A 15,192-nucleotide genomic window follows, 5' to 3' on the forward strand; every position below is an offset into this window, starting at 1 on the left:
TCATCACTCCCATATGTTGTAGTTGGTTGTTGAAGATCTAGAAGTAAGTGCATCGTATTGTGCTTGACTACCATACCAATCATCACTAAAGCCAGCTTTGTTAGCTTCTGTCTTAAGATCAGTTGTTTTTAAGTAGTTAGCTAATGCTGTCTTCATTGCCACAATTTGATCAAGTGTAATAGTAGTATCTGCACCTGAACCATTTTTTGCAGTAATTTTTTTATTCATTAACATATCGTATAACCCTTGTGAAATCATTGCCGAAACCACATCTGTAGTTAACGTATTAGCTGGTATGTAACTTCCTATATCAGCTTTTTTGATGTAGTTTGCTTCCACATCGGTTTTCTTTATGTAGTTAGTTTCTAAGTCAGTTTTAGTTACAAATGAAGATGTATCAACGTTTGAACCTCCACCACTAGAACTAGATGATGAACCAACCACTCCGGATACTTCATTCTTATTAACATAGGCAATTAGCTCATCTCTTTTAACAAATTGATTAGATAATCTTTTTTTAGAAGAACTATCAGTTACTTCTGGAAGTAATGGAATATTTAAATCATTTTCTCTATAGTAGATTGAATTTTGCGATTTCCACACTCCCCAAGCATTAGGATTTCCTGTTGTAGATTGATAATTTGATATAATCCAAATAAAATCCCCATCCGAAACTATTGGACTACTATTATCTGGTATATCAATAGAATACATATCATTACCTAATGATTTATATGATATTCCATTCCAATTATCCGAATTAAAGTAACTAGATACATTGTTCTTTAAAGAGATAATTGCAGGATGTGTAACTTTGCCATTTTCAAAACTATTTTTATTTTTTGGCCAAGAAGTTGGAGCAGAAACAGGTAGAAATACAGTAAATGTTGCGGGGTATTTTTTAATCTTCACTTTGTAATATAAAAATTGATTATCACCGTTTACTCCAGTGAGTTCTGCAAATCCATCTTTTAAGGACGCGCTAGCAATAGAATTATAATGACTACTACTTATTTCATTCATATTTGCTGTTAAAGCACTAGATATAGTTTTATATGAATTCATATAAATTAGAGGATTTGAATTATAAGTTGTATTCTTATTACTAATCAATAAATTCTCTGTTTCTCCACCTTCTTTATAAACTGGTGAAAAATTAGAATTTGCTGTTGTATCAGTACAAATTGCCCTTAATTTTACATAAACATTCTTTTGTATTTTTATATCTATTTGAGCAGTTTTTTCTTTCGTGTCAAATGTTTTCCATGCCCCACCGTCTTCTGAGTAATAAATTGTGTATTTGTCCGGTAATGTTGTATTTATGTCAATTATTTCAACCACTAGTTTCCCTGAAACCAAAGAAATTTTTGCAGTCGGTGGAACTAACTGTTTCTTTCCAGAATCCAAAATTTTACTATCAACATCAACCAAGTAATCATTTACCATACTAGTATTTATCTGTGTACTATTAGCACCATTCAATGCCTGATTTGCTTTGTCCAAAGCGTCTTGGGCGTTTTTGTTTGCAGTATCAACATCCTTTTTGAATTGAGGTAAATCAATAGCAGCAACTTGTGTCTGGATATTGGTTAACTTAGTATTCAAATCATTTACGTTCTTTTGACTTGCTGTAATATCATCATTTACTTTTTTGATATCAGCATCGTTCTTAGTTAATGCTGTTGAAATATCAGAGTTATTTTTAGCAATAGCATTGTTAATTGTTGTTGTATTAGCTGTAAGACTATCATTAATCTTTTTAGTCATATTGGCTATTGCAGCATCAACTTTAGCTTGCTCTTCCTTAGTAAATGCGTCATTAGTTGCAATGATTTGTTTTTGAAGTGTGTCTAAGAAACCATTAACATCATTAATTTTTTTGTTTAAATCAACAATAGTTTTATCAAGTTCTTTTCCTAATCCTACTGCCTCTGATTCTTTAACTTTCATTTCAGCAGTAGTTTTATTCAATTCATCAACAGCACTATTAAATGTTGCCATGTATTGTTTCTTGGCGTCTTCCAGAGCTTGATCCATAAGTTTCTTCAACTCATCAGACATATCCATATTGGCTATATCATTTTGAAGTGATGTAATTCTCATTTCCCAAGAATTGACTGTTTGCTCCCACATCTTAGTAATGTTTTCTAGACCGGGTACATAGTCCTCAGAATTTCCAGATAAATTAATACCAGGAAGAATTGCAATATCAAATCTCTGTGTCGAAGTAGTTCCGTTCAACAAAAAATAAGCATTGTGAATAATTCCCGATTGCTGGGTCAATGCACTAGGAATAGTCAAAGTAACTACAGAACCACTTACTGACGCTGTAACGTTGGCAATCGCTTTGCCGTCTGGTTTTTGTGCGTTAAACGTTGCTTTTGTTGCTGAATAAGGAAATCCGTCTTGAACGATATTCGCTTTAATTATTTCATTAGTATCGCCTACTCCGAATATTACTGGAGTATTAGTATATGTTTTACCCTTTTTAATTTCTAAAGTTATTTCTTGTGTACTAGCCATTCTTAACTTCACCACCCAATATTTCAGATGATTGTTTACGTGCTAACTTTCTAAATTCTTCAAAATCTTTTTCTGCAATTCCAGTTTTATCTTCAGCAACTGGATTTTCAGTAATAGTTAATCTACCTGTGTCATCAAAATTAGCATTAAAATTCGATAGCAATATGTCGCCATCGCTTGATGTACCACTAAGGTAAATATTTTTATTTGTCTTTAACATTTTCTTCCTCCTCTATTACTAATTCTTCAGGAAATAATTCAGGTGAATTTTTAAAAAGAATAGTGATTATTTCCTGTAGTCTATCAACTTGAGCTGCAAGAGTAATATTTTGTTTGTGTACTCTCATATATTCCTCTTGAAATATTTCAATTACCTTGTCAGATTTAACTGATGTTAAGGCATTTAAATCTAGTTTTTTCATATTGTTCTCCTAACTAGCTATTAGTCTTCCGTTTACATACAGTGGACCGGTTAAATACAAAGCTCCGTTCGGTGATGAAATATTTCCACCACTTTCAATAATTAGATACCTTGCTCTCAGCTGATTCGTTACTGTGATATTTGAAGCCTGCATAAAGTTCAATCCATCAATTTCATCAACAGTAATACTTGGTGTAGAAATACCATAATAAGCTAACGAAGTCTTACGTGAACCTGATCCAAGATTAATCTGTTCAGTACCAGTTATCTGAGCACCAGTTATTCTTGCACCATTGATAACTCCACCTTCAATAGTTTTACCTGTAATTGTTTGTGCTGAAATATCATCAGCATAGAATCTTCCATCTGATGACATACCAGTAATTACAGTTCCATTTGATTTATGAAATCCTATTCCGTGATCATCTAGAAGAAGATATCCATAACCCGTTTTAACTTTTAATTGAGTCGGATTTTCTCTATCAGGTAGAAATTGAATAACATTTTGACCACCAGAATTCATAAAATCAGATAAATCCCTTTGAGCATCATCTACTTTTTTATCAATTCTATCTTGTTCAGCTTGAATTCTTTTCTCTTCTTCCTCATGGCGTTTTTGCCAATCGTTGGTTTCGTCACCCAAGGTGTCTACATTATCTTGAACATTACTAATATCATTTGAATTATTTTCAATAGCATTATTGGTTTGATCATTGGTATCATCAATCTTCTGATCATTCTCTTTAATTCTATTATCAAGATATCTGAAAATGGTCTGTTGATAAGTACCAGCTTTGATTAATGTATTAATCTCTTTATCAGAATCAAATTCTCTTTCAAAGATTATTTGTTCAGTAGCAATCTTGAAATCAGGATCATAGATTCTAGCTGTATCTCCTATGTGAGCATTTTGAATACTTACATTTTGTGTAGGCACAGTATCAATTGAAATTGTGTAAGTAGGTTCATCTACACCGGGGTTTTCATAGAAATAACGATGTGCCAATTCTGATAAATCAGCATCATTATCTACACGCGAAGAGTAATCAACTACTTTTCTATGAGGAAGTTTGTACTTCTTGTACATTGGTGAATATACTTCTGCACCCCAAACTCTCTCTTCTTCCTTAGGCGTAGTTGCTACTGCACGCATTACTTTAGTGGGTGTACTGTCAGATGAATAACTAACTACATTAGACTGTGCAGCAAAAGTTACATCTCCAGCACTAACCCAACAGTTAGTTCCGATGCGGTATTGTGTTGAACCTGATTTAGTTCTCTTTTGATCTGTGTACCAAGGTGTTCCCACACCAACTAATCTATTATTTTCAGGTTGGTTTGCGTCTGAATAACAGGTTGCGCCGGGTGATTTAGTTACAGTAACAACACCTTCATTAGAGGTAACTGTCCAACCTGTCTCTGGTGGATTAGTTGGAGTTGTTGGTTTATCAGGGTCGGTAGTATTAATTTCTTTTTCGGTATAGTACGGAACAATTGAAGTTACAATTGATTCAATATTTTTCTGAATACTAATACCAGAAATGTTTTTACCTTTTCTTAGATCGATTGATCTACCTGTGTACTTTTCAGCAATATTAATTGTTCGTCCATTACGTTCAATTCGACCACCCAAAATATTAACTAGAGAATTGCTATTACCAATAATCATTTCAGTAGGGTTCATGTTCGTGTAGGTAACATGTACATCCCCAATATTTCTCACCATACTTGTTTGATACTTGAACTGCTTACCTGTTGAATCAAGCAAATCAGTCATTCTCTTTAGTGCCGTTTGAACAGAAAGTCTATCTATTGATAGCGAACCTTTCATGTATCCGTTGTTAGCTAATATACTTTCATGATTACATGTAACAGTCATAGTATCTGGGCTACTCTTAACATCAGTACTCTTAATATAGAACCAATCTTTAGACGTTCCATTGACTGGAACGTAAATCATATATTCAGGTTTTATTAACTCAAAAAATCTTGAAGTTCTGGGTAAATTAAAAGTGAAAGTATAATCACCATTTAAAACTTCATGAACTTTACAATCAGTAGCGTCAGCAATAATTCCATATCCGCTACTTGGGTAATCTTCTTTTTTTGCAAATAAAGCTGGTTTCATTAAATTAACCTCCATCTTGGTTGTATTTGTAAATCAAAGTTGGAGGTTATTGTGTTTATACCCGGTTTTAATTTTGGAAATTCTTGATTGATATCATAGTCGCCGTCTGTCCACTGCTCTGTGTCATCACAAAGAATATTCCATTTATTAAGTACAGTGAACGAATAAGTATAAGTCTTTGAATTGATACCTATGTTAACTGTTCCTGCTTTTAATACTGTGATAAACGGAGCAGAAGAATAATTAAATCTATTATTTAGAGTGACTGTTGAACCAGCTGAAACATTAATTAAATCATCAGGTTTGTAATACTTAAACGCTTGTGCAGATAGTTTGATTTTTACATCAGTATAGTAACTATTTCTAACTACCCTATCTTGCTCAACAACATCAGCATTAGTAACTTTATAAACCATGTTAGGTTCACCATAATAGATAAAATCAACATAACTATCTGTATCGAACGCTGCATACAGTGCTGACAGACGCATTACACGTTCCTGTTCACTATTAGCTTGAACAGTCATACTTAAATTAACATCTCTGTTCTCATAAGAATTTTCGTCCAACACTATTGATGAACTAGCACCGTCAATTGATTGCAAAGTCTTCTTTCTCTTTGGCATTTTAATATCAGGATAGGTATTCAAAAAGGCATGCAATGTCTGCATGCCTTGTATATTGTTTATTAAAAAATCTCCATTAATCATGCTAGGTGTCCACCTCCAAATGCACTTGATTCACTGTTGAACATCTGTCTCATCTTTGCTTCTATTGCTTCTGCTACTGTATTTCCTAATTCTTGTGGATTGTCTCCACCGGTTACGTTAACCGTGATATTTATAGGTTGAGCAAAGTTTTGCATGTTCTTACTAATTTTGTCTCCGATAGTTCCTAGTGTTGATTTGTTTAATGGCAGCATTGCTTCTGGTCCTGCTTCTCCAGCTCCAGAAAGACCTGTTGGTCCATTAAATAATGCTGGCTTTTTAAAAATAGCACCTTTGGCATACCATTTAACGCCAATTGATGGAACACTTGGTGGATTGAAGCTAAAACCACCATTCATACTAAAATGAGGCATTGGGGGCATTTGAATCTTAGGAATTGATAAATGCATGTTTTTAAAGAATCCTTTAATTGCATCTACAATTCCAGAGATTGTTTTCTTTGCAGCTTCCACTGGATTAACCATTAAAGCTTTTAAACCACTCCATACAGATTGTGTAATAGATTTAACTCCATTCCACCCGTTTGTTACTAGAGTTTTCACACCATTAACAACACCGTTAATTACGGATTTAATACCATTCCATATAGAAGTAACAACACCTTTAACTGCATTAAATACGCTAGATGTAACAGATTTAATTGCATTCCATACACCAGTTACAACTGTTTTTATTCCATTTACTACAGAAGTAATAACAGCCTTAATTCCATTCCATATTGTTGTTATGACTGCTTTAATACCATTCCAAATTGTGGAAGTTATTCCTTTAATTAAATTCCATTCTGAACTTATGATTGATGCTATTACATGTATAACTGTATCAATAACAGTTTTTATTGCATTCCAAACCGTTGTAACAATATTTTTAATTTCATTCCATGCACCACTCCAGTCTCCTTTTATTACATCTATAATTGTTCTTATTATTCCTGCAATTACATTAAAGACTGTGCTTATTACGGTTGATATTATGGTAAAAACCGCACTAACTATTGGACCAAGTACTGCCCACCCAGCTTGCCAGATTTGAGAAATTATACCTAAAGCAGTTTGAATTATTATCACTATCACATTGATTACTGTAGTTATAACAGTTTGTATAACATTCCAAACCGTTGTGACTATAGGTCCAAATACTGACCAGTAAACATCCCAGTATAGTTTTAATCCATCAAAAATTGCTTTGATTACATTAACAATGCTTTGAATGATAGGTTCTATTGCGGATTTTAGTCCTGACCAAGCTACTTTAATTGCTTCTATAACAGGTTTAACTGTATCTACTATTCCATTCCATATATTCTTAGCAACTTCTCCAATCGCTGAAAATAAAGGATCTAAAAAATCTTTTAATCCCTGCCAAGCATCTTGGATAGCTTTTACAACGTTCTTAACAATCTCTTGTCCAGTTTTTGTTTGTGTAAAGAAATATACTAAAGCAGCAACCAATAAGCCTATTACTACGATAATAGCACCGATTGGATTATCCAATATTAAATTAAAGAAGTCCTTAACTGTGCTAGTTATAGAATTAATGGCACTCATTGCTGTAAAAGCAGCAACCAAAATCAATACAGTTTCTGCAAAGATTTTGACTGCTTCTTTATTATCCTTTAAAAAATTCACTAAATTTTTGACTTGATCTAACGCTTTAGTGACAATATCACTTAATTGATTGATTCCGTTTGTCAAACTACCAGAACCAAAAGCTTCAATTATATTTTGAACACCAGAAACAGCGTTTGCTTCTAAGTTACCGATTGCTCCTTCAAATGTTTCGGTGGACTTTGCTGCCTCAACAGCAACAGGTTTATTTCCGAGTTCCATAAGAGCTTGGTTAAATTCATCAGAAGTAATTTGACCCTGAGCCATGGCATCTCTGAAATTGCCAGTAAATGCACCATTCTTTTTTAAAGCTTCTTGAATAGGACCAGAAGCACCCGGGATTGCGTCAGCTAATTGATTCCAATTTTCAGTTGTTAATTTCCCCGCACCAGCTGTTTGAGTAAGAACCATAGAGACTGACTTAAATGTGTCAGCATTACCACCAGCAACAGCATTTAAATTTCCTGCTGCTTGTGTTAATTCTGTAAAATGTGGAACACCATTGGATGCAAGTTGAGCGGTTGTATTTGCAACTGTATCCAGATCGTACACTGTTTTATCAGCGTAGTCTTTCATTGAAATTCTAGCTTTTTTTATTTGAGAATCATTAAATCCTGCAAATTCCATAGTTGATTTAAATTTGCTTAAAGCATCTTCTGATTCAACTGCTTGGGAAACAATGCTGCCTATTCCACCAGTCAATGTTGTAAAAACCGATTGTGCGGCACTTAAAACTGTACCAAAAGAAAATGCTTGTTTAAATCTACCAACAGAACCTGAGGAATCATCTACTTTATTTTTTAACTTTGTAAAGTGGTCTCCTGCACTACTTATACCATTCCCTGACCTGCCCACATTATCCATCTCAGATTTTACAGAAGATAACTTTGCTCTTAATTCACTAGCTTCTTTAGAATTTTTCCCAAATTCATTTTCTGCTTTAGATAATGCACTTGCCAAACCAGCTTCTGAATTTTTAGTGCTTTCAAGTTGAGATTTATAACCCTTTAGCTGATTTTCCGTTTCAACAATTTCTCTCTTAAATCCACGGTATTGTTCTTCTCCGATAGTTCCTTTCTTAAATTCCGCATCTACTTGTGATTGCGCATTTTTTAAGGTTTGGAGTTTTTCAGAAGTGTTCTGTATTTGTTTAGAAAGCAAACTTTGCTTTTGAACAACTAGTTCTATACTCGATGGATCAAATTTGAGCATTCTATTAACATCCCTTAACTCAGAAGATGCTTGTCTTGCTTCACTGTTAACATTACTAAGTGCCTTGTCTAGCCCTTTAGTATTTCCATCGATTTCAATGGTTATTCCTTTAATTCTTCCTGCCATTACATTCTCCTTTCTTTAAAAATTATCAAAGTCTGATTGATTAGCTTTTCTGCTATTTTTTTCTTTCTTAGTTTCTTCTGACTTGACGTATTCAACGATAAAATCTTGTATCTGACCTATTGTTAAATCTTCAAGCTCTTTAGTTGATAGATGCAGTCTTTTTAGCATGTTTAAAAACGAGGCTGTATCTATCTCTTCGTCTGTTTGGTACTCGTCTTCAAGCCTTTTTTTCCTTGTACAGAAACCATCATAAGTTCTTGTATTTCTGGCATTATTTCCATTATTGGAAATTCTTCAAATGTACCAAACCATTCCATTGGTTCAGGTATCTTACTATCTGCTGTTTTGGCAGTTGCCCATACAAAATTGTATATAGGCGTAAAATTAAGTTTATCTAGATCTTCGTCTGTCCACTTTTCAGGGTCTTTTACCTTACCGTTTTTGTCAGTAGGCATTACATTTGCAAGTTTCATTAAATCTGCAAAAAAGTCATGATTAAATTGACTTCCATAAATCAATGCTGTGTTTCCCATCGATTTCAAAATTATTTCTCTGCCATCTACTGTTATTGTTTTTTCCATTGGATTCTCCTAATTTATATATAAAAAAAGAAGCCTACTTTCATAGACTTCTATTCCGACCTCCACCGCTCCAGTAAGGGAGTATGCTTTATTAAAATTATTTAGATGCTACAGTTTTTGTTGTAACAATCCCAACAGTGTTAAACCAGTCATCATATATTGCAACTGGAGTTGTTGGAGACGTCTTTCCCTTAACATTTCCTGTATAAATATTAGGGTTTGCATTAAATTCAAGTTCTTGTGCTTTTGGTTCTGCTTTTTCATTCTTGGTTTCTGATTGAATTTTTGGACGAGAGAAACTTACGTTGTATAGAACGTGTCTAGTTGCCTTCTTATCGCCATCAAATTCAAAACTTAGAGCAACAGCTTGAGGTTTAGATGTAATTGATTCATTAACAATTCCGTTATCATCAACAACAGCACCTAGAGCATACTTTTCAAATTCTAATGGAAAACTATACATACTTAATTTTCCTTCATATCCTTGGTTATTTGATGCAGAGTAATAAACTTGATCATCTGCATACACTTTAACCATATCTCCGTTAGGGTCTAATTCGATTTCTGTTGCCCCTACCCAAGGTTGTCCTGCATCAATTTTTAATTCTGTTCCTGTATCTGTAACTTTGTGCCAGTGCACGTTTTTAATACCATATTGTATTTTGTTTTCTGTCAATGTTTCGACCATTTACTGTGTTCTCCTTAAATTGTTATTTGATATAGCACCTGATACATTTTTTCGTCTTCGATATATGTTTCAAACGATTGATATGTAATATCGTGTGCACAAAAAAAGTCAGTGATTTTTTTCTCACTGACTAAATCTTTTTTATTTGTATATAATTCGACATTTACATCCGAATCATCAAAATAGTTCTTGTTATCTGCATACGTTGGATTGTTTGATATTTGATAATAGATTAAATAAGGTAAACTAGGTGACTCACCTTTTTTAAATTGAAAATAAGATATCGGCAAATCAACTTCTGCAGTTAGCAACTTGTAAAAATCTTGTAATTTCATTTTTTCAACTTACTTTCTACAGTTTTTTCAAAATTGTTTATCGCATGTTCTTCTGCTATTGAAATATGTGGAAAAGCTCTGACGCTTCCACCGTTCCTTTTCTTGTGCCCATATTCTAGTAAGTGAGTGATTTGATAATGATTTTTATTTCTAACAATTATTGCAGTTCCCTGTTTCTGAGTTCCCCAACTTTTAGCGTATGCTCCGCCTCCCTTATTTCTTTTGGGAGATGTTGATTTAAGTTCTTGAACAGCTTCCTTTGCAACTTTCTTTTTAGATTCTTCTAAATCACGTTCCACCTCAGTACTATAATCTTCAAGGGCTTGAGTTATTTCTTTAGTCAAATCTACCGCCATCAGCAATTACCTCCTGACAGTAGATTGTGGTAAATTCACCATTTTCAGCAATTCTATATATTTGATATCTTTTTCTTTTAAAAATAGCCTCTTGCTCATTTTTATATTCAAATGAATAGAATTTAAATGCTTTATCTGGTTTATATCCCAATTGACCAGCGCTTGAAAACTCGTTTATTCCTAACGCCAATTTGTTACAAAAAACTTCTCTTTTATTAGAAATAGGAATTCTATTCCCGAGATCATCCACTTCGTAACTAACAGATATTAATTGAATGACTTCGTTATATCTCATCAGCTTCACCACCATACATTGCCAACGTATTTTTTTTATCAATATATAAATTGTTGAATCGTCCAGCGTCTTGATTATCAAATCCAAAAGTTGCTTTACAATAAAATATTATTGCTTGCTTGGCTAATATATTAGAATCACTATTAGCTATTTCAGATTTAACACCTGCCGTTATAAGGTCATTCCTTGCAGCAGAAATAAGGTCTGTTAATTCAGTGTCAAACTGATTGTTTTCTTTAGATATCCTTAGTGCTAGCTTTACTTCGTTAAGCAAATTACCACCACCTTTAAGACCATTCTAGATTGATAGTAAAATCTTTTGATGTTGAGATATCCTCTGTAGAAACATTTTTAATGATGATTTTCTTAGTAGCACCAATTGCAGCACCTGCTCCGGGATTCTTATTGATCATTGACTCAGAAGCAAAGTCTACTTGTAACATTGGTGCGCCTTTAGTTGAAATTGTTGGATTAAGAATTGAAGGTGTATCGTCGAAAAATAGTTCAACCCCTTTATCCAAAACAACCAACTTGTCTGTTGGTTTACCATCTTTAGCAAAGTATTCATTAAAACTTTCAATCTTTTCAATCGGAATTCCTGTTCCTTCTGGAGCAGCATACTTCGCTCTGGCAAACATTACTTGTGCGCCGTCGATATTCTTAGAAAATTTTAGAGTGGTTTCATTTGAATTAACAAATTCTGTTCCAACTTCCATTGTTATATCTTCGCCATCAACTTTTGCGTACCACAAAAACCATCTAGCTGGAGGAGTTTTTAAAGTGAATTCTTGTCGATCAATTACATCTTCTCCGTCCTTTAGCTCATAAACATTTGTTGAACCACCCATGAAATCTTCAAAATCATATTCCTCACCTTTTAAGAAGTTATCTTTTTCTAAATTTCCATTTACGAATAACTTAGTCATATTAAACTCCCTTCAAAGTTGCTTTTGTTTCCGTTGTATTAGTTACCTCAACCTTTGTTGCAGTCTTACTTGGCTGAGGTTTTACTGGGTGTATCTGTTGATAAAATGGCAAATGCTTTTTCATCTAATACATCTGCATCTACAATTGTATATGCCACATAATCATCTTCACGTTCTTTAGCGTGTGTTTCAGTTGTAATAGATAGTGGTGCATTTTGGTTTTTAACTGAACCTGCATTTGCATTACCAAATAAAGTTTCACCATCAGGAATACTTGCATCAGGTTTAACAGTGTAACCAAATAATCTTCCTACACCACCAGAAGTTGTATCTGGAATAAAGTATGGACGACCATTTCCATCAACGATATTTGCTAGTGAATTCCAGATTGTAGAATTATTTGCATAGAAATTTGAACCTTGCGTATATGATGAATGAATTGAAGAAATTTGTTTGATTACATCAGCATATTTCATAGCATCTTTATAAGTAATAATTTGTTTCTTACCTTCATCTGTTTCTAGAAGAGCTGTTTTAATTCCTTTAGGTTGATCAACACCATTACCTGTATATGCTGCAACTCCAAGAGCTACACCAATACGTTCAGCAAGTTCTTGTTCTAAGAATCCAATGAATTCTGGAATTGCCATATTTTTCATTTTCCATGAAACAGTTACTGATTTAGATAATTCTTTACCATCTAATCTAAGTTGTGCAAAAGTATTCTTTTCATCAACAGTGGCTGTAGGTTCGTCATACCATGCTGCATCTCCTGATTCAATTGCTGTGTGTTTGTTAAATGTAAGAGTACCTGTAACAGCAAATCCTCGAATGTCTGCCCAAAGTGGATATTGTTCTTCTGCACGTTTCCAAATTCCAGCCACTACAGTATCTGGAATTAGAGTTGGTGTATTTTGAGTAGTATGTGTAAATGATGCATCATTCAAAAATGTACGGTTTGTGTTTTCAAAAACTGATACTTCTGAATCTGTCAAATCTTGTCCTAACAGTTTCTTTGCCCAAGCATTTGTATAGTTTGCTTCTTCGGGGTTATTATTCTCAATTACTTGCCCTGAAATTGTTTGTGATACGTTTTCTAATTTATCCATTGATTCATTTCCTTCTAATTTATTTTGATTTGCTAAATTGATAGCTGAATTTTCAAATTCTCGTGCTAGATCTTTAGCTTGATCTTGTAATTTTTCAGATTGTTCTAAATCGTTGTTATTAAGTGCTGTTTGAGCTTCATTTAACAATGATTCATATTTTTCATTAAATTCTGTTTTATTCATAAATTTTTCCCTTCAATTTTAAAATAGTTAATGAATTCGAAAGATTATCTTTCTTTTTATCGTCATCTTCATCATCTGAAGAAGTAGATTCTTCTTTATCTTTTTCAGGTTTGTTTTTATCATTTTCTTCTTCTGACTTAGATGTATCTTTATCACCTGATTCTTCTTTATCGTCCTCTTCATCTTTAGTTTTATTAATCAAGTTTAAAAACTTGTTTAAAGATTCTGGAGATACAACATTGTTTAAATCATTTGATAAAACTGGTTCTTCCTCACTGACAAATAGCATTTCGTCGGCAAATCCTTGTTCAATTGCTTTATCTGCACTCAACCAGGTTTCTGAATTCATCATTTTTAAGATTTCTTCTTTAGTTTTTCCAGTCTTTTGAACGTACGAATTAGCAAGTGATTCATTACAGTTTTTTAGTATTTCTGACATCTTATCCATATCACGATAATCGCCATTAGCTCCGCTGGATACATTGTGTATCATAATTTGAGCTGTTGGAGACATCTTGATAGTAGTCCCACCCATTGCAATAACACTGGCAGAACTTGCAGCTATTCCATAAACTTTAACGTCTACGTTTCCTGAATAATCTTTAAGCATGGAGTATATTTCTGAGCCAGCAAATACATCCCCGCCTCCTGAATTAATTACTATTTCAATATCTTCAGTATCCGATTCGTTCAAAAAATCTTGAACCTTAGCTGGACTTGTATAATCCATTCCAAAAAAGTCATACATCATTCCGTAATCATTTGATACTACTGCACCATTAATTTGTAGTTTCTTCATCTATACCACCTCCCTTCTGGTTGTCGTCATGTTCTGAATCACGTTCAGTATCCTTACGAAGAACATACTCATCACCACCATCTCTTGGAGATAGATTGAAGTAACTTCTAACCTCGTTAGCATTCATAATTCCGTCTTCAACAAATTTAGCTAGAGACAGCTTAGTTTGCATGGATGCAAAGGTCATTGAACTTGATTCAAATATTATTGAATTACCCATTTGTCGTTGCCTTGGATTAAATAGTTTCAAAGTAAATTGGTCAGACAGCTGTTTAAGTATTGGTTCAATTTGAGATTCGTAAAATGAAATCCATTGATTCTCGGTATAACTAGCTTGCAGAATATTTTTATTAATATTGAACAAGCTATAAATTCTATCAGTGACATTTTCTAGTTGATCTTTACCGGGAACATAAGGATTAACCTGTACTTGTTTGGCTTCTGCCTTAGCATCAACAGCAGCTACTCCAAAGGATTCAGATTCTGTACTTAGATAAGCTTTTGCAAATTCCTGTGCGCCTTTCGTTACATCTTCTGGCCTAGAACTCGTATTGTATTGGAGTAACCACCTTACTGCGTTTGAATTTTGCACAGCTTTAATGATTCCTTTATCAGAAGCTTCAACTACATCCATCAATGCAGAAATAGTTTCATTTATAGGTGTTCCAAAAATCTCGTTATCTGTGTAATCTTTACGTAAATGAATAAGATCTGAATATCTAAAGGTATAGATATCTCCCTGTCTCATAAAGAATCTAACGTAAACATTCCCTTGCTTATCAATTATTCCTTCAAAGGACGTTGCAGAAGAAATTGGATAAATTGCTTGTCCCAAACCATTCGAATCTCTTACAATCACTGCAAAAGCATTATTGTTTAGCTCTAGCATTGAAGTAAGCTTTTCTTGTAACATTTGACCAGTCATTAAAGGATTAGGATATTTAAGTAACTCCCGCATGTAATAATCAGGGTCTACAGAGTCTTTCTTTAGATGTTTAGCTACTGCTTTCCCTACAGTTGATGACTTAGTTCTGACAATCGATCTAATAATGTCTGACTTATATAAGTTTCCATTCCAAGAAAAAAAGCCGTTACCCTCACTGACTACCATTTGATAAGTAGGAGTGACGGTCGGCTTTTCTTGTCGACTAAAAATATTTGTAAAAATTCCCATT

17 protein-coding genes are annotated in these 15,192 nt (G+C 33.7%); all 17 read right to left on the reverse strand.

What is annotated here, in order from left to right; all coding sequences use genetic code 11:
• Positions 1 to 3: 3 nt before the first annotated feature.
• Positions 4 to 2,523 (reverse strand): phage upper tail fiber protein, encoded by a 2,520-nt coding sequence (locus EKN01_RS03530; RefSeq protein WP_129045000.1) that lies wholly within the window; start codon positions 2,521 to 2,523, stop codon positions 4 to 6.
• Positions 2,516 to 2,743: a hypothetical protein gene (locus EKN01_RS03535; RefSeq protein ID WP_129045001.1), complete on the reverse strand. Its 228-nt coding sequence runs from the start codon at positions 2,741 to 2,743 to the stop codon at positions 2,516 to 2,518. Before EKN01_RS03535 ends, EKN01_RS03530 begins: the two co-directional genes overlap by 8 nt.
• Positions 2,727 to 2,945, reverse strand: coding sequence for a hypothetical protein (locus tag EKN01_RS03540; RefSeq protein ID WP_129045002.1), 219 nt, complete (start codon positions 2,943 to 2,945; stop codon positions 2,727 to 2,729). The genes EKN01_RS03535 and EKN01_RS03540 overlap by 17 nt, the downstream gene beginning before the upstream one ends.
• Positions 2,946 to 2,954: 9 nt before the next feature.
• Positions 2,955 to 5,072: a phage tail protein gene (locus tag EKN01_RS03545; RefSeq protein WP_164966356.1), complete on the reverse strand. Its 2,118-nt coding sequence runs from the start codon at positions 5,070 to 5,072 to the stop codon at positions 2,955 to 2,957.
• Positions 5,072 to 5,782: a phage tail domain-containing protein gene (locus EKN01_RS03550; RefSeq protein WP_129045004.1), complete on the reverse strand. Its 711-nt coding sequence runs from the start codon at positions 5,780 to 5,782 to the stop codon at positions 5,072 to 5,074. The genes EKN01_RS03545 and EKN01_RS03550 overlap by 1 nt, the downstream gene beginning before the upstream one ends.
• The gene (locus EKN01_RS03555) at positions 5,779 to 8,745 is read right to left on the reverse strand and encodes a tape measure protein (protein ID WP_129045005.1); all 2,967 of its coding nucleotides are present in this window, start codon (positions 8,743 to 8,745) and stop codon (positions 5,779 to 5,781) included. The genes EKN01_RS03550 and EKN01_RS03555 overlap by 4 nt, the downstream gene beginning before the upstream one ends.
• Before the next feature lie 15 nt (positions 8,746 to 8,760).
• A complete protein-coding gene (locus EKN01_RS07805) occupies positions 8,761 to 8,913 on the reverse strand; it encodes a hypothetical protein (protein ID WP_164966357.1) in 153 nt (50 codons plus the stop codon).
• A 20-nt stretch (positions 8,914 to 8,933) separates the two neighbouring features.
• The gene (locus tag EKN01_RS03560) at positions 8,934 to 9,326 is read right to left on the reverse strand and encodes a hypothetical protein (protein ID WP_129045006.1); all 393 of its coding nucleotides are present in this window, start codon (positions 9,324 to 9,326) and stop codon (positions 8,934 to 8,936) included.
• A 97-nt stretch (positions 9,327 to 9,423) separates the two neighbouring features.
• Positions 9,424 to 10,014 (reverse strand): major tail protein, encoded by a 591-nt coding sequence (locus EKN01_RS03565; RefSeq protein ID WP_206731616.1) that lies wholly within the window; start codon positions 10,012 to 10,014, stop codon positions 9,424 to 9,426.
• 14 nt (positions 10,015 to 10,028) lie between these two features.
• Entirely contained in the window at positions 10,029 to 10,349 is a 321-nt protein-coding gene (locus EKN01_RS03570; protein WP_129045007.1) for a hypothetical protein, read from the reverse strand.
• A complete protein-coding gene (locus EKN01_RS03575; protein ID WP_129045008.1) occupies positions 10,346 to 10,705 on the reverse strand; it encodes an HK97 gp10 family phage protein in 360 nt (119 codons plus the stop codon). The genes EKN01_RS03570 and EKN01_RS03575 overlap by 4 nt, the downstream gene beginning before the upstream one ends.
• Positions 10,686 to 11,000, reverse strand: coding sequence for a phage head closure protein (locus tag EKN01_RS03580; RefSeq protein WP_164966358.1), 315 nt, complete (start codon positions 10,998 to 11,000; stop codon positions 10,686 to 10,688). Before EKN01_RS03580 ends, EKN01_RS03575 begins: the two co-directional genes overlap by 20 nt.
• Positions 10,990 to 11,274, reverse strand: coding sequence for a head-tail connector protein (locus EKN01_RS03585; RefSeq protein ID WP_129045010.1), 285 nt, complete (start codon positions 11,272 to 11,274; stop codon positions 10,990 to 10,992). Before EKN01_RS03585 ends, EKN01_RS03580 begins: the two co-directional genes overlap by 11 nt.
• 13 nt (positions 11,275 to 11,287) lie before the next feature.
• Positions 11,288 to 11,926 (reverse strand): hypothetical protein, encoded by a 639-nt coding sequence (locus tag EKN01_RS03590; RefSeq protein ID WP_129045011.1) that lies wholly within the window; start codon positions 11,924 to 11,926, stop codon positions 11,288 to 11,290.
• 65 nt (positions 11,927 to 11,991) lie between these two features.
• A complete protein-coding gene (locus EKN01_RS03595) occupies positions 11,992 to 13,218 on the reverse strand; it encodes a phage major capsid protein (protein ID WP_129045012.1) in 1,227 nt (408 codons plus the stop codon).
• Positions 13,211 to 14,017, reverse strand: a complete 807-nt coding sequence (locus EKN01_RS03600) for a head maturation protease, ClpP-related (RefSeq protein WP_129045013.1) — start codon at positions 14,015 to 14,017, stop codon at positions 13,211 to 13,213. Before EKN01_RS03600 ends, EKN01_RS03595 begins: the two co-directional genes overlap by 8 nt.
• A complete protein-coding gene (locus EKN01_RS03605) occupies positions 13,998 to 15,191 on the reverse strand; it encodes a phage portal protein (protein ID WP_129045014.1) in 1,194 nt (397 codons plus the stop codon). The genes EKN01_RS03600 and EKN01_RS03605 overlap by 20 nt, the downstream gene beginning before the upstream one ends.
• Between the last annotated feature and the right edge of the window lies 1 nt (position 15,192).

Origin of the sequence: Companilactobacillus metriopterae, assembly GCF_004117915.1 — a bacterium.
In the GTDB taxonomy this organism is placed as follows: Bacteria; Bacillota; Bacilli; order Lactobacillales; family Lactobacillaceae; genus Companilactobacillus; species Companilactobacillus metriopterae.

Excerpts from the sequence above, each read along its gene's own strand:
- EKN01_RS07805 (WP_164966357.1), bottom strand. The coding sequence starts at position 8,913 with ATGCTAAAAAGACTGCATCTATCAACTAAAGAGCTTGAAGATTTAACA.
- EKN01_RS03575 (WP_129045008.1), bottom strand. The coding sequence starts at position 10,705 with ATGGCGGTAGATTTGACTAAAGAAATAACTCAAGCCCTTGAAGATTAT.
- EKN01_RS03595 (WP_129045012.1), bottom strand. The coding sequence starts at position 13,218 with ATGAATAAAACAGAATTTAATGAAAAATATGAATCATTGTTAAATGAA.
- EKN01_RS03540 (WP_129045002.1), bottom strand. The coding sequence starts at position 2,945 with ATGAAAAAACTAGATTTAAATGCCTTAACATCAGTTAAATCTGACAAG.
- EKN01_RS03560 (WP_129045006.1), bottom strand. The coding sequence starts at position 9,326 with ATGGAAAAAACAATAACAGTAGATGGCAGAGAAATAATTTTGAAATCG.
- EKN01_RS03590 (WP_129045011.1), bottom strand. The coding sequence starts at position 11,926 with ATGACTAAGTTATTCGTAAATGGAAATTTAGAAAAAGATAACTTCTTA.
- EKN01_RS03565 (WP_206731616.1), bottom strand. The coding sequence starts at position 10,014 with ATGGTCGAAACATTGACAGAAAACAAAATACAATATGGTATTAAAAAC.
- EKN01_RS03550 (WP_129045004.1), bottom strand. The coding sequence starts at position 5,782 with ATGATTAATGGAGATTTTTTAATAAACAATATACAAGGCATGCAGACA.
- EKN01_RS03535 (WP_129045001.1), bottom strand. The coding sequence starts at position 2,743 with ATGTTAAAGACAAATAAAAATATTTACCTTAGTGGTACATCAAGCGAT.
- EKN01_RS03545 (WP_164966356.1), bottom strand. The coding sequence starts at position 5,072 with ATGAAACCAGCTTTATTTGCAAAAAAAGAAGATTACCCAAGTAGCGGA.
- EKN01_RS03570 (WP_129045007.1), bottom strand. The coding sequence starts at position 10,349 with ATGAAATTACAAGATTTTTACAAGTTGCTAACTGCAGAAGTTGATTTG.
- EKN01_RS03600 (WP_129045013.1), bottom strand. The coding sequence starts at position 14,017 with ATGAAGAAACTACAAATTAATGGTGCAGTAGTATCAAATGATTACGGA.
- EKN01_RS03555 (WP_129045005.1), bottom strand. The coding sequence starts at position 8,745 with ATGGCAGGAAGAATTAAAGGAATAACCATTGAAATCGATGGAAATACT.
- EKN01_RS03580 (WP_164966358.1), bottom strand. The coding sequence starts at position 11,000 with ATGAGATATAACGAAGTCATTCAATTAATATCTGTTAGTTACGAAGTG.
- EKN01_RS03605 (WP_129045014.1), bottom strand. The coding sequence starts at position 15,191 with ATGGGAATTTTTACAAATATTTTTAGTCGACAAGAAAAGCCGACCGTC.
- EKN01_RS03530 (WP_129045000.1), bottom strand. The coding sequence starts at position 2,523 with ATGGCTAGTACACAAGAAATAACTTTAGAAATTAAAAAGGGTAAAACA.